This window comes from Streptosporangium sp. NPDC003464, assembly GCF_053588315.1.
This window is the reverse complement of record NZ_JBSFPS010000192.1, coordinates 1-19784: the sequence shown is the minus strand read 5'-3', so window position 1 is coordinate 19784 and position 19784 is coordinate 1. Positions and strand designations below refer to the sequence as shown.

Sequence of the window (19784 nt, the reverse complement as noted above, 5' to 3'; positions counted from 1 at the left end):
GGGCCCTGCGGCGCGAAGTGGGGGAAAGGTGAATGGGTGGACTTCATGCAGCGGCAGCAGCAGAGGGAGAGGACGACCGCGGTCATGTCGCGGTCGCCCCAGCCCCACCGGCGCGCCGGAGGGGTCCGGGGAGACGGTGCTCACGTCGGCCACGGCCGGACCGCCGGGATCCGGCAGGGCCCACCGGAGGCGCCGGTAGCCTCACCCCGCCGTGCCGCGCTGCGCGAGGTGGCGCAGATACTCCCTGCGGTTGAGCGGGTTGCCGTCCGAGCGCTCGCGCACCGGGGCCGGTCCGCCGACCGGCCGGTCCCCCGACGGCCGTGACCACCAGACCCCTTCGCCACGGGTCAGTCCAGGCAGGCGCCGCCCGAACGCGTGCACCCGGCGCGCGGGGATGTCGCCCCCGAGCAGCCAGGTGTCCGTGTCGCCGGAGGACTCCCGGATGTCCGCGCCGAAGGCGGCGAGCTCGGCGGTGACGGCGCTGAGCGTGTCCGACGGGATCTCCACTTCGAAGGCGTGGCACGGCTCGTAGACCCGGGTCCCGGCGATGTCCAGGGCACGCATCAGGACCAGCGGCGTGAGGTTGCGGAAGTCACCGGCCGTGCTGATCGGGGCCGCGTAGCCTGTCCGGGTCAGGGTGACGACGCAGTCGGTCACCGCCCAGCCGTAGATCCCCTGCTCAAGGGTCTGCCGTACGGCGTCCTCGATCGCCCGGTGGAAGGGGCGCGGCAGCGAGCCGAGCTCGACCTCCCGCCGGAAGGTGATCCCCGCTCCGCTCCCGGGTCCGACCCGCAGCCCGACGGTCGCGAAGAACTCGTTGCGCCCGTGCCGATCGATCTCCTCACATGCCTCCCCGACGCCCACCGGGCGCTCGACGTAGACCGTACGGCTCTGCTCGAACACGGCCTCGACGCCGAAGTCGTTGAGGAGGGTCTCGGCGATGACGTCCTTCTGCACCTCGCCGTAGAGCAGGACCGAGGTCCCCTCCCCCGGGACGGCACGTGTGTGGATCAACGGGTCCTGGTCGGCGAGGCTCACCAGCGCGGCGTGCAGCCGTGCGGCGTGCTCGGCCCGCTTCGGCCGGGCGAGGGTCTCCAGGCTCGGCGGGGCGAAGTGCGTCCGCCCGCCGAGCCCGTCGGCCGAGCCGACCTGGTCCCCGACCCGGATGCGGGACAGGCCCCAGATCTTCGCGATGTTCCCCGCCGTCAGGTGGCGGGCCTCCCCCCGGGCCGACCCGATGACCTGGAGCGCGGTGATCTGCTCGGTGTCCTCGCTGACGCCGCCGTCGGCTCCCCGCCGGTAGCAGGTGACCCGCTGCCGTGCGCGCAGCTCACCGGAGTGCATGCGCAGGTAGGCGATCTTCTCCCCGGCGCCGCCGCGCTCGACGGCGAAGACGGTGGCGCGAGGGCCGTCCTCTCCGGCGGCGGGGGCCGGCGGGAGCAGCCGCGAGATCCCGCCGAGGAGCGTCTCGACGCCCTGGCCGGTCAGCGCCGAGCCGAAGAACAGCGGGTGGAGCAGGCCAGCGGCGGTCTGGCCGCGGATCCCCGCCAGGAGCCGGTCACCCGTGGGGAGCGAGCCGGCGACGAGGTCGGCGAGCAGCGCGTCGTCGTTCTCCGCGAGGATCTCCGCTACCCGGGAGCGGAAGTCCGGCCCGCCCGAGGAGTCAAGGCCGTCCAGAGATCCCGGCCCGTCCAGGGATCCCGGCCCGTCCAGGAAATTCGGCCCGCCCGAGGAGTCAAGGCCGTCCAGAGATCCCGGCCCGTCCAGGGATCCCGGCCCGTCCAGGAAATTCGGCCCGCCCGGGGAGTCAGGGCCGCCCGGAGATCCCGGCCCGTCCAAGGAGTCCGGGCCGTCCAGGGAGTTCGGGACGGTGTGCGCGGCCGGCGATCCGGCCTGCCGGACCCGGTTCATCGCGACGATCCGCGGCGTCAGCTTCCGCCGGACGTCGGCCAGGATCTCCTCGTGGCGGGCCCCGGCGCGGTCGATCTTGTTGACGAAGATCAGGGTCGGCAGGCGCATCTGCCGCAGGGTCTTCATCAGGACGCGGGTCTGCGCCTGGACGCCCTCCACCGCCGACAGGACCAGGACGGCGCCGTCGAGCACTCCGAGCGCCCGCTCGACCTCGGAGATGAAGTCGGAGTGCCCCGGGGTGTCGATCAGGTTGACCTGCAGGGTCCCGACGGTGAAGGAGGCGACCGCGGAGCGGATCGTGATGCCGCGCCGCCGTTCGATGTCACCCGTGTCGGTCTGGGTGCTGCCGGCGTCGACGCTGCCGAGCCGGTCGATGACGCCGGTGTCGAACAGCAGGCGCTCAGTGAGACTGGTCTTGCCCGCGTCGACATGGGCGAGAATGCCGATGTTGAGGGTGTGCATGGGTGCTGGAGTCCTCGAAAACTCTCGTCCGGATAGGGCGCTGTGAGGTTTCGAAGGCTCGCCGCATCTCGTGCTCCCGGTAGTGGTCGGTCGGTCGCCGACATCCTTCCACCGGTGGGCCCGATTTTCGACGCAATAAACCCGACCCGACGACCACGCGCCTCAGACGGCTCCGCTGAGGCTCTGGTGGCTCCCGCCGTTGACCTCCTCGGCCGGGGCGTTCTCGTCGGCGAGGAGACGGGCGGCCGCGACGGGGCCGGAGGCGGCCGGATGACCCGGGGCAGGCGTCTCATCAGGAGGGAGACGTTCCGTCAGGTGAACGCGGATGCTGCTAGCGTTCGACATGTGCCACAGCAGCGACGTCGAGCGGACGCCCTGCGCAACTCCGACCGGATCGTCCGCGCGGCGATCACCGCCCTGCAGGAGACCGGCCCGACCGTCCCGCTGGAGGAGATCGCCCGCCGGGCCGGCCTCGGCATCGCCACCGTCTACCGGCGCTTCGGCGACCGCGACGGTGTGATCCGAGCCGCCTTCGAAACCTACTTCGCCGAAGAGGTCGAGCCGCTGGCCCGGGCCGCCCGCACCGCTGCCGACCCCCGCCAGGGGCTGGCCACCGCGCTGACCGCCACCGTCGACACCCTGGCCGCCCACCGCCGCCTGCTCGCCGCCGCCCGGGAGGCCGGGGCCTTCACCGTCGGCCTCGCCGAACGGTTCGTCGACCCGCTCGGCGACGTCCTGACCGCCGCCCAGCGCCGCGGACTGATCCGCACCGACCTGCTGGTACGCGACCTGGCCGCGATCGTGGTGATGGCCCTGGGCACCGTCCATCCGGGCGACGACGGCGGCCGGCCCGAGGAGGACGGCGCCGACCACCGGCGCTATCTGGCCCTCCTGCTCGACGGCACCCGCCCCTCGGCCGAACCCCTCCCCCGCCCCTCGTCCCACCGCCTCTTCGCCGATGACACGGCCGGGGGCTGCGCGGCCGACAGGCAACGCTGAACGGCCGGCCGCGGGGCGCCCGCCGTACGCGGACGCCCCGCCTGCCGTACACAGATGCCGCGCCCGCCGTACGCGGACGCCCCGCGTGACCGCTACGGGACGATGTTGACCAGCTTGGGCGCGCGGACGATGATCTTGCGCGGAGCCCCGGACAGGAAGGACTGGACCTTCGCCGAGGCCAGCGCCAGCGCCTCCAGCTCCGCCTCGGAGATCTCCGGGGAGACCTCCAGGCGGTCACGGACCTTGCCGGCGACCTGGACGACGCAGGTGACGGAGTCCTGGACCAGCAGGGCCGGATCGACCACCGGCCAGCCGGCCCTGGCGACCGAGGCGGGGTGGCCCAGGCGCTCCCAGCCCTCCTCCGCGGCGTACGGTGCGACCAGGGACAGCATGACCGCCAGCGCCTCGGCGGCCTCCCGGACGGCCGGGTCGGCCGCGCCGGGGCCGGAGTCGATCGCCTTGCGGGTCGCGCTCGTCAGCTCCATCATGCGGGCCACCGCGACGTTGAAGCGGTGGGAATCGACCAGCTTGGTGACCTCGTCGATGGTCTGGTGGACGGCCTTGCGCAGGTTCAGGTCACCGGTCGCGAAGTCCACGCCGGGGGCGGAGGCCGCACCGGCCTCGGCCATGACGCGGAAGGCGCGGGCCAGGAACTTCTGCGACGCGGCCGGCGAGACGTCGGCCCAGTCGATGTCGTCCTCCGGCGGACCGGCGAACACCACGGTCAGCCGGACCGCGTCCACGCCGTAGGAGTCGATCTGCTCGCCCAGGTCCACGCCGTTGCCCAGTGACTTGGACATCGCCTTGCCCTGGTTGATCACCTGCCCCTGGTTCAGCAGGCGGGTGAAGGGCTCGGTGAAGTCGACCATGCCCATGTCGTGCAGGACCTTGGTGAAGAACCGCGAGTACAGCAGGTGCAGCACCGCGTGCTCGACGCCGCCGACGTACTGGTCGATGGGGCCCCACTTGCGCAGCTTCTCCACGTCGAACGGGCCGTCCTCGTAGGACGGGTCCACGTAACGCAGGAAGTACCAGGAGGAGTCGACGAAGGTGTCCATCGTGTCGGTGTCGCGCCGGGCCGGGCCGCCGCACTTGGGGCAGGCGACGTTGACCCAGTCCTCGGCCGAGGCCAGCGGGGAGACCCCCTTGGGGGCCAGGGCCTCGCCACGCAGGTCGGGCAGGGTGACAGGCAGCTGGTCGTCCGGGACGGGGACCTCGCCGCAGTCGAGACAGTGGATGATCGGGATCGGGCAGCCCCAGAAGCGCTGGCGGGACAGCAGCCAGTCGCGCAGGCGGAAGTTGACCGTCGCCTTCCCGGTGCCGCGCTCGGCCAGCACTCCGATGATCTTCCGGATCGCGTCGGCCTTGGACAGGCCGTCCAGCGGGCCGGAGTTGACCAGGGATCCCTCGCCCGCGGTGGCCACACCGGTCTCGCCCGGGTCGGCCAGACCGGTGTGGACCACGACCCGTACCGGCAGGCCGAAGGTGCGGGCGAAGTCCAGGTCACGCTGGTCGTGCGCGGGGACCGCCATGATGGCGCCGTGGCCGTAGTCGGACAGCACGTAGTCGGCCGCCCAGACCGGCATGCGCTCGCCATTGACCGGGTTGATCGCGTAGCGGCCCAGGAAGACGCCGGTCTTCTCCTTGTCGGTGGAGAGCCGGTCGATGTCGGACAGCTTGGACACCTCGGCCCGGTATGCCTCGAAGGCCTCGCGCTGCTCCTCTGCGACGATCTCCTCGGCCAGCGCCGCGTCCGGGGCGACCACGAAGAAGGTCGCGCCGTACAGGGTGTCGGGGCGGGTGGTGTAGACGGTGACCGGCTCGTCGCGGCCCTCGATGACGAAGTCGACGTCGGCGCCCTCGGACCGGCCGATCCAGTTGCGCTGCATGGTCAGCACGCGCTCCGGCCAGCCACCCTCCAGCTGGGCCATGTCGTCCAGCAGCCGGTCGGCGTAGTCAGTGATCTTGAAGTACCACTGGGTCAGCTCGCGGCGGACGACCTCGGCGCCGCAGCGCTCGCACCTGCCGTCCTTGACCTGCTCGTTGGCCAGCACGGTCTGGTCGTTGGGGCACCAGTTGACCAGGCCGCCCTTACGGTAGGCCAGGCCGCGCTCGAAGAAGCGGATGAACAGCCACTGGGTCCACTTGTAATACTCGGGGTCGCTGGTGTGCAGGCGGCGGGACCAGTCGAAGGAGATCCCGTAGCGCTTGATGGAGTGGGCCTGGGTCTCGATGTTGGCGTAGGTCCACTCGGCCGGGTGCGCGTTGCGCTTGATCGCGGCGTTCTCGGCGGGCAGGCCGAAGGAGTCCCAGCCGATCGGGTGCAGCACGTTGTAGCCGCGCTGGACCCAGTAGCGCGAGAAGACGTCGCCGATGCCGAACGCCTCGGCGTGGCCCATGTGCAGGTCACCGGAGGGGTAGGAGAACATGTCGAGCATGTAGCGCCGCTCACGCGTGTCGGCGGGATCGTCGGAGGCCCGGAACGGGTCGAGCTCCTCCCATCGCCGCTGCCACTTGACCTGCAGTGCCTGCGGATCGTAGTGCTGCTCGTCGGTCTGCATGTCGGCTCGCTCGCTCACGTCAATCTTCCCTCGGTATACGTCTGCGCAGATGATCTGACCCATCCGACCCAATAGAAAAACCCTCCGCTCACGCGAAGGGCAGCCGCATCGGCGGGCGTCTAGCGCCGGGAAGGCCGATGCGGCCAGATAAGCAGCAGGGCCGCGGCACGCATATGCCAAGAGTATCGCAGTCCGCAAGCCATATTCATGACCCGGGAAATCCATCCGATCGCGGCGAACCGGGGACAGCGGCACCGGCGGGTCAGCACAATGGGAGGCTCATGCGTCTGGGACCGACCGAGGTTAGATGGTGATACGTCCGTTGTGACCTCACATGTCCCGTCAGTTTACTCTTTCACCGTGGCACACTCAGTCGAGCCGGGGCAGGGCCCGGATCCCTCGGAGGTCGGCCTGCCGATGCAGGATCCGCCAACCGACCCCACCGGACTCCAGTTCAGGGGGGCGTTCTCCAGTTTCCCTGCGAACCCCCCCGTCTCACGTGAGACCATGCCCAATACCCCTAATTCGGGCAAACGCCCTGGAGGTAAGGAAGCCATGGCCTCGGAGCAGTCCAGCCAGTCCCACCTACCTCCGGCATGGCCGGAAGCCGCAGAGCCGTCACCCACCTGGGCGGACGGCTCTTCCGGCACCGGCCCCCGGCTCCCCCAGGAGGAGCCCGCCGGAGACCGCGCCTCCTGGCAGGCCGCCGTCCCCGGCAACGGCTCCTGGCAACAGGCCTTCGGGACACCGGCCCCCGCCCCCCAGACCCCGCCCGCCTCCGGCCCGCGGCCGGGCGGCGACTCCTGGCAGGCCGCCGCCCCCGCGCAGGACGGGCCCGACACCCGGCCGCCCGCCGAGAACGGTGGGTGGCCGGCGCCGCAGTCCGCCGGCAACGGAGGGTGGGACACGGCCCAGGCCGCTGACAACGGAGGCTGGGGTACGGCCCCGGCGACCGGCAACGGCGGCTGGGACGCGGCCCGGAGCAACGACAACGGAGGCTGGGGAGCGGCCGCGGACGGCGGCGGGCGGAACACCGCACCGCCGGCCGAGAACGGCGGATGGGGCAGGCCGGCCGAGTCGCCGGACCCTGGCCACTCCTCCCCCTCCTGGCCGACCCCGGCGGACCCCGGCCACTCCTCCCCCTCCTGGCCGGCCCCGACGGGCGGCCCCGGCCCCTCCGTCGGCCAGGATCCGCTGACCAGCCCCAACGCCTTCGGCGGCCAGGAGCCGGCGGCCGGCTCCAACCCGTTCGGCCACCAGGACCCGCTCACCAGCCCCGACCCGTTCCGCAGTCAGGACCCGTTGACCAACCCCAACCCGTTCGGGCATCAGGACCCGGCGGCCGGCTCCAACCCCTTCGGCCACCAGGACCCCCTGACCAGCCCCAACCCCTTCGGCCACCAGGACCCGCTCACCAACCCCAACCCCTTCGGCGGCCGCGATCCCCGCACCGCCCCGGATCCGTCCGGCGGCCAGGCCCCCATGGGCGGCCCCAACCCGTTCGGCCACCAGGACCCGCTCACCGGCCCCAACCCGTTCGGCGGCCAGGAGACGCTCCGTAACGTCCCGGTCAACGGCGCCGCTCCGGAGAACCCCGGCGTGTGGGCCCTGGCGGGGGCGACCGCCCCGGAGGCCCCTCCCGGCGCGCCGCCGCAGGTTCCGCCACCCCACGCTCCCCCGCAGGGCGCGCCCGCGCACGCCCATCCGGGCGACGGCGGGCCCCACCACGGGCAGATCCCCCCGCAGGGACAGCCGGGCGGGCACCTGAGCCGGGACCCCTCCGACCCCAACAGGCCGTTCGTCACCGCGGGTCAGATCAGCGGGCCGAAGACCCCTCCGCCGGAGCGTCAGCAGGAGCTGTGGAACACGGTCTTCGGCGACAACTACCAGGCCATGGGAGAGGAGCCGGAGCTCGAAGGGACGGGCCGGCCGGTCTGGGTGTTCGCGCTGGCCGGCTCGGTGGTGATCGCTCTGATCGGCGCCGTGCTCTGGGCCTTCCTGGCGGGCCCCCTGGCCTCGACGGAGGAGAAGCCCATCCCGGAGGCCAAGCCCTCCGCGACCGGCAAGAAGCCCGCCAAGTCCCAGGCGGTGGGCCGCCTGCCGCGCTTCCCCGGCAAGGCCTCGCCGGTCGCCGGCACCCTGCCCGACCAGGCCGCGGCGATCAGCCTGGCCAAGCTCGGCGCGCCCTGGCGGCAGGACCAGCGCGAGAGCGTGTCCACCGCCTACGGCTTCACCACCCGCCAGTACGTCCCGGCCGGACCGGACTCCCTGGGCAAGCCCCAGTTCGCCCAGGTGATGTCGGGGCCGCTCTCGCCCCGGCTGAAGAGCAAATACACCTCACCCGACAACCTCGCCCCGGTGATCAACGCGGTGGCCTACACCGGCCGCAAGAAGTTCTTCCCCGAGGACAACAGCGCCCGCAAGACCGCCCAGCAGAACCTGTCGGTCAACGGCCTGCGGGGGCAGCTCGCCGCGTACGAGATCACTGCGGGCACGTCCAAGACGACGATGGTCGTGGCGGCCGTGAGCACCGGCGCCGACCTGCCCGTGATCGTCTACATGTCGGTGCCGGACAGCAAGAAGGAACTGCTGCCCGACGTCAACACCGTGTTCAAGTCGATCCGGCCGGCGGCTGGGTGATCTCAGAACGCGCAGTCCATGTGCTTGATGCCGTTGATGAAGCTGGAGTGGAGCCGCTGCGGCCTGCCGCCCTCGATCCGGGGGACGCGCCGCAGTAGCTCGCGGAACATCACGGTGATCTCCCGGCGGGCCAGGTGGGCGCCCAGGCAGAAGTGCGGCCCCGGACCGCCGAAGCCGACGTGCGGGTTGGGGTCGCGGGTGACGTCGAAGCGGAGCGGGTCGGGGAAGACGCTCTCGTCCCGGTTCGCGGCCCAGTAGTACAGGACGACCTTCTGGCCCTCGCGGTAGAGGCGGCCGTTCATCTCGTGGTCGCGGGTGACCTTGCGGCGCATGAAGTTCACCGGGGAGGCCAGGCGGACGATCTCCTCGACCGCGCCGGGGAGGCGGCCGTCGAGGTCGGCCAGGAGCAGCGCGCGCTGGTCGGGGTTCTGGGTGAGCAGCCGCAGGCCGTAGGAGATGGCGTTGCGGGTGGTCTCGTTGCCCGCCACCACCAGCAGGATGAAGAACGAGCCGAGCTCCTGCACCGTCAGCTTCTCGCCGTCGATGTTGGCGTTGACCAGCGACGAGGTGAGGTCCCCCGTGGGGTGCTCGGCCCGGTACGCGGCCAGGTCCTGCACGAGCTGCTGCAGGTCCATGCCCGCGGCCAGCAGCTTCTCGGCGATCGTGGTCATGTCGTCGCCGCCGTATTCGGGATCGAACCCGCCGAGGATCATGTTGGACCGGTCGAAGACGGTGCCGTAGTCCTTCTCCGGGATCCCCATCATGTCGCAGATGATCTTCAGGGGCAGTCTGGCGGCGACCTCGGTCACGAAGTCGCAGCCGGGCCCCGCGGCGATCAGGTCGTCCACGATCCGGGCGGCCGCCGCCTCGACGTCGGCCTCGAACTGTTTGATCATCTTGGGGGTGAAGGCCCGGGAGACGATCCGGCGGAGCCGGGCGTGCCGCGGGTCGTCCATGTTGATCATCGACCCGAAGTACTCGGTGAACTCCGGCGGCATGTCCGGGATGTTGGTGGCTCCGCCGTCCCCCGAGCAGAACACCTCGGGGTTGCGGCTGACCTCCAGGATGTCGGCGTGCTTGACCAGCGCGTAGTAGCCGGGCCCCTTGGGGGCGAAGGGGACCTCCATCTCCTCGTAGAAGGCGGGGCCGTCCAGACCGCGCAGGAGCCGGAAGGCGTGCTCGCGCTCCCGCATGGGCCTGGCCCAGAAGTCGTAGTCCGACAGGTCGAAGTCGGCGGCGGAGACGATCGGCTTCCGCTCGGACGGCGTCACGCTCATATCGCCAATCATTTGCGCAAGCAACCACTTACGTCAATGGAGTGCCTCAGAAGTCACATTCGAGGCGCTTGATGCCGTTGATGAAGCTGGAGCGCAGGCGGTCCGGCTCACCGACCGAGCGGATCTGCGGCAGCCGGGTGAACAGCTCGCGGAACATCACGCCGATCTCACGGCGGGCCAGGTGGGCGCCGAGGCAGAAGTGCGGCCCCGGGCCGCCGAAGCCGAGGTGGGTCCCCTCGCCGCGCCGGATGTCGAAGCGGGAGGGGTCGGTGAACACGGTCTCGTCGCGGTTGGCCGCCCAGTAGAAGAGCAGGACCTTGTCGCCCTTGCGGTAGAGGTGACCGTTCATCTCGTGGTCGCGGGTGACGCTGCGGCGCATCCAGGCGACCGGGGAGGCCAGGCGGACGATCTCCTCGACCGCGCCGGGGAGGCGGCCGTCGAGGTCGGCCAGGAGCAGCGCGCGCTGGTCCGGGTTCTCGGTGAACAGGTGCAGGCCGTGGGAGATGGCGTTGCGGGTGGTCTCGTTGCCCGCCACCACCAGCAGGATGAAGAACGAGCCGAGCTCCTGCATCGTCAGCTTCTCGCCGTCGATGTTGGCGCTGGTCAGGGCGGTGATGAGGGTGTCGCCGTCACCGGCGGCCAGGGAGACGACGAGGTCCTGCAGGCGCTGCCCCGCGCCCAGGAGCAGCTCGGCCGCCCGGCTGACGTCCTGGATGAACTCGGGGTCGCCGCCGGACAGGATGACGTTGGTGGCCTCGAAGACCGTCTGGTGGTGCTCGGGGCCGATGCCCATCATGTCGCAGATGATCTTCAAGGGGAGCTTGGCGGCCACCTCGGCGACGAAGTCGCAGCCGGGCCCCGCGGCGATCAGGCCGTCGACGATCCGGGTGGCCTCGGCCTGCACGTCGGCCTCGAACTGTTTGATCATCTTGGGGGTGAAGGCCCGGGAGACGATCCGGCGGAGCCGGGCGTGCCGCGGGTCGTCCATGTTGATCATCGACCCGAAGTACTCGCCGAACTCGGGGGTCAGGTCATGGATGGAGGTCGACCCCCGGCTGGAGGAGAAGACCTCGGGGGTGCGGCTGGCCTCGACGACGTCGGCATGCCGTACCAGGGCGTAGTAGCCCGGCCCCGGCAGGGCGAAGCTCATCTCCGGCTCGGCGAACCGGAGGGGGGCCGTCTGGGCGCGCAGCAGCGCGAAGGCGGCCTCCCGCTCGGGGATCGGCCGCTCCCAGAAAGCGATGTCCGACAGGTCGATGTCCGCGAGTGAAACCGTCACACCAGCCCCCATTAGAACCGCATTCGGTTTTTTGATCCTGCCATACGATCTTCAACCTAACCAGTCCAGGACGAGAGCGTTCGCCCGGCCGCCACAGTAGCCGCCCCCGGGGCGGCTCAGAGCCGGATCCGCCGGAAGGTATGGAAGTCAGGTCGCGTACGGCAGGTGCTTGATGCCGTTGATGAAGTTGGACAGCAGGTAGGCGGGCTCGCCGGCGGCCCGGATGCCGGGCAGCCGGGTGAACAGCTCGCGGAACATCACGGTGACCTCCCGGCGGGCCAGATGGGCGCCCAGGCAGTAGTGGGGGCCGGGGCCGCCGAAGCCGACGTGCGGGTTGGGGTGCCGGGTGATGTCGAAGACGTCGGGGTCGGCGAAGACGGCCTCGTCCCGGTTGGCGGAGTTGTAGAAGAGCAGGACCTTGTCGCCCCTGCCGTAGGTCTGCCCGTTCATCTCGTGCTCGCGGGTGACCGTGCGACGGAACTGGATCACCGGGGTGGAGTAGCGGATGATCTCGTCGACCGCGCCGGGGATGTGCTTGTCGAAGTCGCCCACGAGCAGCTCGCGCTGGCCCGGGTGGTCGGTGAGCAGCTTCAGGCCGTGGGAGATGGCGTTCCGGGTGGTCTCGCTGCCGGCGACCACGAGCAGGATGAAGAACGAGCCGAGCTCCTGCGGGGTGAGCGACTCCTCGCCGTTGACCAGCATGCTGGTCAGGTCGCCGGTGGAGTCGCCCCGGCGCCGGCGGCCGAGCCTGGCGGCCAGCGTGTTCAGCTCACGCCCGGCGGCCATCAGCTTGACCAGGCCGCGGCCGACGTTCCAGCGGCTGAGCTCCGGGTCGATCCCGGTGTATTCGGAGTCGGCGTTGCCCAGGATGATGTTGGTGGCCCGCAGCACCCGGGGATGGAGCTCCGGCGGGATGCCCATCATGTCGCAGATGACCTGGACGGGCAGCCGGGCCGCGATCTGGGTGACGAAGTCGCCCGGCCCCTCGGCGATCGCCTCGTCCACGATCCGGGTGGCCGCCCGCTGCAGGTCCTCCTCCATCTTGGACAGGATCCTGGGGGTGAACGCCCGGGACACGATGCGGCGGAGCCGGGCGTGCCGGGGGTCGTCCATGTTGATCATCGAGCCGAAGTAGACCGCCATCCACCGGGGCATGTCGACGACGCTGTTGGCGGTCGGCTCGCTGCTGAACACCCCGGCGTTCCGGCTGGCCTCGGAGACGTCGGCATGCCGCACCAGGGCGTAGTAGCCGGGCCCGTGCCCGACGAAGGGGATCTTGTTCTCCCGCACGAACACGGGCCGGTCCAGCTCGCGGAGCCGCTTGAAGGCCGCCATGCGCTCCGCCTGTGGGCGCGCCCAGAAGGGGATCTCCGACAGGTCGACATGTGCCGCGTTCATGGTCACCAACCCAGATTTATGCAAGTGCCCACTTACGTCAAGTGTGAGTCACGGCACACGGAGGCGCGCACGGAAGGCTCGCGGAAGGCTCGAGGGAGGGCTCCACGGGCCGCCCGCCTCACCCGGTGCGGGCGATCAGGTCGGCGGCCTTCTCCGCGATCATCACGGTGGGGGCGTGGGTGTGGCCCCGGTTGATGACCGGCATGATCGAGGCGTCGACGACCCGGAGCCCGCCGACCCCGCGGACCCTCAGCTCCGGATCCACCACCGCGTCGGCGTCCTCCCCCATCCGGCAGGTGCCCACCGGGTGGTAGAGGGTCTCGCTGCGTTCGCGGATCCAGCGGGTGAGCTGTTCGTCGGTCTCCGCGCCCCAGTAAGGGGCCATCGGCGGTCCGGCGAACGGCGTGAGCGCCGCGGTGGCGAACAGCTCTCTGGCCTTCCTCAGCCCGGCGACCTGCCGGCGGACGTCGGCCTCCGCCGTCAGGTAGGCGGGGTCGATCACCACCTCGCGGCCGTCGAGCGAGACGCGGCCGCGGCTCTCCGGCTGGAGCAGGATCGAGGCGATGGTCAGGCCGTGGCCGGGCGGCGGGGTGAGGCCGTGGTCGATGAACGGGCCGGGCGCGAAGATCAGCTCGATGTCGGGGGCGGGCTCGCCGGGGGAGGTGCGGACGAAGGCCACGGCCTCGCCGACGTTCGAGGTCAGCATGCCGCTCCGGCCGAGCAGGAAGCGGAGCAGGTTGGCGACCGACTCGGCGCCCGCGAGCGTCACCGGCTTGGGGCAGTGCAGGATGACGGCCGAGGCCAGGTGGTCCTGGAGGTTCCTGCCGACCTGGGGCAGGTCGTGGACCGGCTCGACGCCCTCGGCCCGCAGCTCGTCGGCCGCGCCGACGCCCGACAGCATCAGCAGGTGCGGGGAGCCGATCGCCCCGGCCGACAGGATGACCTCCCTGCGTGCCCGCGCCACCGTGCCGTCGCCGTACTCCACGCCGGTCGCCCGCCCGTCCTCGATCAGCACCCTGCGCACGCGCGAGGAGGTCAGCACGGTGAGGTTGGGCCGCCTGGCCGCGGGCCTGAGGTAGGCGTCGGCCGAGCTCCAGCGACGGCCCCGGTCCTGGGTGACGGGGGTCCGGCAGCAGCCCTCGTTGGAGGGGCCGTTCAGCTCCTCCAGCCGGGCCAGCCCGAGCTCCTCGCAGGCGCGGAGGAAGACCGCGGTGACGGGGTTGGGGGTGCGCAGCTCGGAGATGTGGATCGGGCCCGCCGTGCCGTACACGCCGCCGCGGTTGGAGCCGGCGCGGCGCTCGGCCCGGTGGAAGTAGGGCAGGACCTCGTCGTAGGACCAGCCGGGCACGTCCCAGCCGTCGTAGTCGGCCCGGTGCCCGCGCACCCACATCTGGGCGTTCATCGAGGAGGAACCGCCCAGCATCCGGCCGCGCGGCCAGTAGAGCTCGCGGCCGGACAGCTCGGACTGCTTGGCGGTGGTGAAGTTCCAGTCGCGCTCGGTCTTGAACAGCTTGGCGAAGCCGACGGGCATCCGGACCTCCAGCCCGCCGTCGGAGCCCCCCGCCTCCACCAGCGCCACCGTCGCCGAGGGATCGGCCGAGAGCCGGTTGGCCAGCACGCATCCCGCCGAGCCCGCCCCCACGATCACGTAGTCGTAGTCCATGTGGCCACTGACCCTTCGTCGCACGAACGCACGGACGGCCGGCTCGCCCCCGGTAAGCGGGCTCTTACCTGCTTACTCCTCGCTGCTTTACACGTCAATTTGTAACCTTGGTTACCTACCGGTAGGTATCTCGAACTGCGAGTATGAGCGGGTCAGCGCTTGTTCGGAGGAGGAAGCACCATGCTCAACCTGTCGGTCGCACTGGAGGACAGCGCCCGGGAGCAGCCCGACCGCACCGCCCTGGTCTTCGGGGACCTGAGGCTGCCCTACTCCCTGGTCAACACCATCGCGAACCAGGTTGCCAACCTGCTGGTCTCCAGAGGCGTCGGCAAGGGCGACAAGGTGGCGCTGGCCTGCCCCAACCTCCCCTACTTCCCGTTCGTGTACTACGGGATCCTCAAGACCGGCGCCACGGTCGTGCCGCTCAACGTGCTGCTGCAGCCCCGGGAGATCGCCTACCACCTGGAGGACTGCGAGGCCAAGGCGCTGTTCTGCTTCGAGGGCACCCCGGAGCTGCCGCTCGGCGAGCGCGGGCGGGCGGGCTTCGACCGGGCGGCGGCGACGGAGCACTTCTTCGTGCTGCCGGCCGCGGCGTTCGCCACCGAGTCCGCGTACGGCGAGACGCTGTGGGCGGCGCTGGACGGCGTGTCCGGCGAGTTCGCGACCGTGCAGACCGCGCCGGACGACACCGCGGTGATCCTCTACACCAGCGGCACCACCGGCCAGCCCAAGGGCGCCGAGCTCAGCCACCAGAACATGCTGCTCAACGCCATGGTCTCGGACGAGATGTTCCCGCGCGGCGAGGACGGCGACGCCTTCCTGGCCGCGCTGCCGCTGTTCCACTCCTTCGGGCAGACCACCGTCATGAACCTCGGCTTCCGCCGCCGGGCCACCGTGGTGCTCATGCCGCGCTTCGAGCCCGGCCCCGCCCTGGAGCTGATGCGCGCCGAGAACATCACGCTGTTCGCGGGCGTGCCGACGATGTACTGGGCCATGCTGACGAAGATCCACGCCGACGGCGACGAGGTGCCCACCTCGCTCAGGGTCGCGGTCGCGGGCGGCGCCTCCTCGCCCGTCGAGGTGCTCAAGGACTTCGAGGCCACCTTCGGCATCGGCATCCTGGAGGGCTACGGCCTGTCGGAGACCTCCCCGGTGGCCAGCTTCAACCAGCTCGGCCGGCCCACCAAGCCCGGCACGATCGGCACGCCGATCTGGGGCGTGGAGATGAAGCTGATCGACAACGACTGGAAGACGGTCGAGGGCCAGGGCCCCGGCGAGATCGCGATCCGCGGGCACAACGTGATGAAGGGCTACTACAACCGCCCCGAGGCGACCGCCGAGGTCATGAACGACGGCTGGTTCCGCACCGGCGACATCGCCACCCGTGACGAGGACGGCTACTACGCGATCATCGACCGGGCCAAGGACCTGATCATCCGTGGCGGCTTCAACGTCTACCCGCGCGAGCTGGAGGAGGTCCTGATGACCCACCCCGCGGTCTCGCTCGCCGCGGTGGTCGGAGTCCCCCACGCCTCGCACGGCGAGGAGGTCAAGGCCTACGTCATCCGCACCCCCGAGGCGTCCGCCACCGAGGAGGAGCTGATCGCCTGGTGCAAGGAGAACATGGCGGCCTACAAGTATCCGCGGATCATCGAGTTCCGCGACGCCCTCCCGATGACCGCCACCGGGAAGATCCTCAAGCGCGAGCTCAGGTGAACGGCCGGCCTTTCCGCGGATAATTGAAAATAGCCGTACTCACCCGATCCGAAAGCATTTCCTGAAAAGCTGGGTTACGATACGGGCCTGCGTAGAAAAGCCGCAGACGCGCTCTCGTCCATCCCCCGGCGCAACGGGCAGGGAATCGCCAGAGGCGGGCAGAATATGGCGGACAGCGAGTTGACGGTCGCCTGCGAACGGCTGATCAACGAGTGCCTCGACCGCGAGGACGGGCCCGGACGCGGCGAACTGCCCGTCATCATGCTCCTCGGTCCACGCGGAAGCGGCAAGACCACTCTTCTCACGGAGGTCGCGGAAAACGCCGCGGCCTCCTTTTCATTGCCATTCGTCCACATCGACTGCGCGGAACAGCCCGACATAAAGGCATGGGAAACCGCCGCGCAGATCGCCAATCGCGTCATGGGCGGCCGCTGGCGCCAGTTCGCCCCCGTCAAACTGCCCCGGGTGGTGCTGGGGAACCTGGCGCTCACCCTGGACCCCGAACTGGGACAGGAGGAGGCGGAGCAGGAGCTCTACGAGCTGATCCGCGGCAAGCGCGGGATCCCCGACGGCGCCAAGACCCTCAAGGAGCTGTTCAACCAGCTCGGCGCGGGTCTGCCGGTGCTGCCGGTGGCCGGTCCGCTGATCGCCGCGCTGATCGACCGGGTCTCGCGGGGACGGCGCCTGGTCGACCTCCTGGAACGCAGGGGCATGGCCTGGTACCGCGGACGGCTCGGGCCCGGCGGCCTGACGGACCTGATCCGCTCCGGCGAGGCCGGCGACGGGTCCTCGGCCGCGGCGCGGATCATCTGCGAGGCGCTCCTGGAGGACCTGCGGGAGGGCTGGTCCAGGAAGTGGCGCCCGCGCAACTGCCTGCTCCTGCTGGACAACGCCGACAGCCCCTCCGGCCGGGAGTTCCTGCGGGCGCTGGTGGCCGCCAAGAGCCACCGGGCCGACACCCTGGGCCCGGCCGGCCGCGACCCCCTGCTCGTGGTCGCCGCCTCAAGGGCCTGGCAGGACCTCGGCCGCCACTGGGAACGTCCCGGGGTCCTCGGCCCGCCGGACGACGGCGGCGGCCGGCAGCCGCGCCCGGTACGGCGGGCCGGCCACGGCGACTGGCTCGCCGTCCGCGCGGGCGGCGGGCGCGAGCGCTGGTGGTATCCGGTGCTGCTGCCGGGGCTCAGCCGCGCCGAGGTGGCACGGATGCGCGCGGCCACCCGGGGGAGACCGGGCAGGGCCCACGCGGGATTCGTGCACGCGCTGACCGGCGGCCACCCGCTGGCGGTCGCGCACCTGCTGGAGGCCATGGCGACGCGGGAGCGGGAGGAGACCGCCCGGGAGCCGGACGCCGGCTGGAGCGAGCAGGACCTGCGCCTGCTCCCCTCCTTCGGCAGGGCGCACCCCCAGCACCCCTTCCGGGACTTCCCGCACGACCTGGAGGACCTGGTCGCGTGCTCGGCCGCGACCAACCTGGCCGACGCCGACGACGCCGGGCTCCCCTCCCGCCGGTGGCGCTCGGCGATCGACGAGCTCGGCGACCACATGTGGTCCGTCACCGAGCCGGCGCCGGGCGCGGCACCGGCTATCCACCCCTGGCTCAGGCACCTGCTCCTGCGGGAGCTCGCCGGCCGCCACCGCCGCGACGGCCCGCTGTGGGACACCGTCCACGGACGGCTCGAAGCCCTCTACGCCTCCCGCGACGAGCTGCCACGCGACCGGCTGTCCATGGTCATGCACCACCGGCTGGCCCGCGTGGACCTGGGGCCCGCCGGCCGCCGCCACCTGCGGGAGGTGGTGGCGCTGCTCGACGGGCGGTTCAACCGGATCGACATGGCCGAGTGGATCAGGCAGTACAACTGGATCACCTCGGCGCCGAACCGGCTGCCGGTGACGGAGACCCTGGACGACCTGTACGGCCGGCTCATCCAGGAGCCGCCGGACGGTGAGGACGGTGACCGGTCCGGCACGGACCGGACGGCCGGCACGGACCGGACGGCCGTCGTGCGCAGCGTGGTCGTCGACCGCTGGTTCCTGTCCGATCCCGGGACGGACCCCCTGCGCAGCAGGCGCCAGGGCGTCGCCGACGGTCTGCGGCTGCTCGCCCGGTACGCCACCAGCGGCAGAGCGGTCCTGGTGAACGAGGCCCACCGCTACGACCGGGAGGACGACGATGAGTGAGCAGCGCGGTTTCGGCGGGCGCGCGCCGTTCCGGAAGGTGCATCCCTTCTGGTTCGGGCTGCTCTGCGCGCTGCTCGTCTGCGCCCTGGGCGCCGGACTGTTCGTCGTCCTGCGTCCGCTCCCCCGGGTCACCGACGGCTCCGAGCCCTACACCGCGGACCTGTCGGCCGTCACCGATCTCATCCGCCGGGAGAACGACTGGGTGCGCGCGCAGGAGACGCCCTACGTGAGCATCGCGGTGATGCTGCCGATGGACCCGGCGGCCAGTCCGGCGAGCATGCAGAGCACCGACTCCGTCCGGCACGCCCTGCAAGGGTCCTACCTGGCCCAATACTGGAGCAACCACAACGAGGGAGACGCCAGCGCGCCGAACGTGCAGCTCCTGCTCGCCGACTCCTCCGGTGGCGCCGACGCCTGGCAGACCACGGTGGAGGAGCTCAAGGAGAAGGCGGCGGGCCAGGAGCATCTGGTGGCGGTCACCGGACTGGGGTCGAGCGTCGCGGGGACGGAGGGCGCGATCAACGATCTCGTGACGGCCCAGATCGCCCTGGTGGGCTCCGTCATCACCTCCGACAGGCTGGCGGGCAAGGCCACCATGGTCCGGGTGGCCCCCTCCAACAGCGCCGAGACGCGGGCGATCGCGCACTTCCTCAAGGAGCGCGGCGCCGTCACCGCGGTCCTGGTGCAGGACAAGAACAGGAGCGACTCCTACACCAGCACCCTCGCCGGGGCCTTCACCACCGCCTTCGCCGACATCGTCGGCCGGGCGAAGGCGGTCAACCGCCTCCTGGACGTCCCGCTGACCTACGACTCCTCCCTCGACAGCGCCGACACGGTGCTCGGGCAGATGCCGGAGCGGATCTGCAACAGCGGCGCCAACGTGGTCTTCTTCGCCGGGCGGTGGCGGAACCTGCCGCCCTTCCTGCGGGCGCTGACCCGCCGCACGTGCGCCGACCGGAAGATCACCGTCGTCACCGGCGACGACGCCAGCAACCTCAACCGGGCCCAGCCGGAGCCGCTCTGGGACGACACCCGGGCCAACATGGAGGTCTACTACACGGGACTGGCCCATCCCGCCGCGTGGGACAGCTATCCCGACGCCGTCCAGCCCGCGATCGCCAACCGCTTCAGGCGGGGCATCGACAGCTTCGGCGCCCTGTTCCCCGAGGAGTCCCTCGACGACGGGCAGGCCATCATGCATCACGACGCGATGCTGACCGCCATCGGGGTGGTGGACATCTTCGCCGCGCAGGGCAAGACCCGCCCCTCGGCCAGTGCCGTCGCGAACCTGCTGACCAGCGCGCCCTTCACCGTGGCCGCCGCCAGCGGCTGGATCTCCTTCGACAAGCAGGGCAATCCCGTCAACAAGGCCATGCCGATCCTGCGGCTCCTGCCCGAGGGCAAGGTCTCCTTCACCGAGCTGACCTCGGAGAGCGGGGACCCGCCGGGCAGATCCGAGATGGACGGCAGGCCCGGCGTCCCGGGAGGGCCCGGCACGTCCGGCTGACCCGCCGGCGGGCGGGCCGGGCCGGTCACGGCCGCTCCGGGCCGGTGGACGGGCGGGACGGCCGACCGCTCCGGACGGCGTACGGCCCGCACCCCGGGCGGGGTGCCCGGCGGTCACCCCCCGCGAGCCCCGCCCACCCCCCCAAACCAGCCGGCCCACAACACCACCCCCGAACGCAACCCCGAGAAACAGA

The 19784-nt window shown here is 71.3% G+C and carries 12 protein-coding genes; 5 read left to right on the top strand and 7 right to left on the bottom strand.

Annotated elements, in window-relative coordinates; translation table 11 throughout:
- Window positions 1–201 precede the first annotated feature (201 nt).
- Together ACWDS7_RS33120 and ACWDS7_RS33115 are read right to left on the bottom strand one after the other, a co-directional pair.
- Complete coding sequence (locus ACWDS7_RS33120; RefSeq protein ID WP_451932457.1) at window positions 202–2373, bottom strand: GTP-binding protein; 2172 nt, start codon at window positions 2371–2373, stop codon at window positions 202–204.
- A gap of 162 nt (window positions 2374–2535) precedes the next feature.
- Window positions 2536–2718 carry a hypothetical protein gene (locus ACWDS7_RS33115; protein ID WP_451932456.1) on the bottom strand — a complete coding sequence of 61 codons (183 nt, stop codon included), beginning with the start codon at window positions 2716–2718 and terminating at the stop codon, window positions 2536–2538.
- On the opposite strand from ACWDS7_RS33115, the gene ACWDS7_RS33110 reads away from it, so the two are divergent.
- On the top strand, window positions 2719–3372 hold the full coding sequence (locus tag ACWDS7_RS33110; RefSeq protein ID WP_451932455.1) for a TetR/AcrR family transcriptional regulator: 654 nt from the start codon (window positions 2719–2721) through the stop codon (window positions 3370–3372).
- A gap of 92 nt (window positions 3373–3464) precedes the next feature.
- Here ACWDS7_RS33110 and leuS read toward each other — a convergent pair whose 3' ends face one another.
- On the bottom strand, window positions 3465–5933 hold the full coding sequence (gene leuS, locus ACWDS7_RS33105) for a leucine--tRNA ligase (protein ID WP_451932458.1): 2469 nt from the start codon (window positions 5931–5933) through the stop codon (window positions 3465–3467).
- Between the two features lie 555 nt (window positions 5934–6488).
- On the opposite strand from leuS, the gene ACWDS7_RS33100 reads away from it, so the two are divergent.
- The gene (locus ACWDS7_RS33100; RefSeq protein ID WP_451932454.1) at window positions 6489–8573 is read left to right on the top strand and encodes a hypothetical protein; all 2085 of its coding nucleotides are present in this window, start codon (window positions 6489–6491) and stop codon (window positions 8571–8573) included.
- Between the two features lie 2 nt (window positions 8574–8575).
- Here the strand turns inward: ACWDS7_RS33100 and ACWDS7_RS33095 are convergent, their stop codons facing one another.
- From ACWDS7_RS33095 to ACWDS7_RS33080, 4 genes are all read right to left on the bottom strand, one after another.
- Window positions 8576–9850: a cytochrome P450 gene (locus ACWDS7_RS33095; protein ID WP_451932453.1), complete on the bottom strand. Its 1275-nt coding sequence runs from the start codon at window positions 9848–9850 to the stop codon at window positions 8576–8578.
- Between the two features lie 46 nt (window positions 9851–9896).
- The gene (locus ACWDS7_RS33090; RefSeq protein ID WP_306866724.1) at window positions 9897–11141 is read right to left on the bottom strand and encodes a cytochrome P450; all 1245 of its coding nucleotides are present in this window, start codon (window positions 11139–11141) and stop codon (window positions 9897–9899) included.
- Between the two features lie 135 nt (window positions 11142–11276).
- The gene (locus tag ACWDS7_RS33085) at window positions 11277–12527 is read right to left on the bottom strand and encodes a cytochrome P450 (protein WP_451932452.1); all 1251 of its coding nucleotides are present in this window, start codon (window positions 12525–12527) and stop codon (window positions 11277–11279) included.
- A 118-nt stretch (window positions 12528–12645) separates the two neighbouring features.
- Window positions 12646–14190, bottom strand: a complete 1545-nt coding sequence (locus tag ACWDS7_RS33080) for a GMC family oxidoreductase (protein ID WP_306866717.1) — start codon at window positions 14188–14190, stop codon at window positions 12646–12648.
- Window positions 14191–14370: 180 nt separating this feature from the next.
- Here ACWDS7_RS33080 and ACWDS7_RS33075 point away from each other — a divergent pair, with 180 nt between their 5' ends.
- The 3 genes from ACWDS7_RS33075 to ACWDS7_RS33065 all read left to right on the top strand — a co-directional run bounded on the left by ACWDS7_RS33075 (window position 14371) and on the right by ACWDS7_RS33065 (window position 19591).
- Window positions 14371–15906 carry a long-chain-fatty-acid--CoA ligase gene (locus tag ACWDS7_RS33075; RefSeq protein ID WP_451932451.1) on the top strand — a complete coding sequence of 512 codons (1536 nt, stop codon included), beginning with the start codon at window positions 14371–14373 and terminating at the stop codon, window positions 15904–15906.
- A gap of 165 nt (window positions 15907–16071) precedes the next feature.
- Window positions 16072–18084, top strand: a complete 2013-nt coding sequence (locus tag ACWDS7_RS33070; RefSeq protein WP_451932450.1) for a hypothetical protein — start codon at window positions 16072–16074, stop codon at window positions 18082–18084.
- Window positions 18077–19591 carry a hypothetical protein gene (locus ACWDS7_RS33065; protein ID WP_451932449.1) on the top strand — a complete coding sequence of 505 codons (1515 nt, stop codon included), beginning with the start codon at window positions 18077–18079 and terminating at the stop codon, window positions 19589–19591. The genes ACWDS7_RS33070 and ACWDS7_RS33065 overlap by 8 nt, the downstream gene beginning before the upstream one ends.
- Window positions 19592–19784 lie beyond the last annotated feature (193 nt).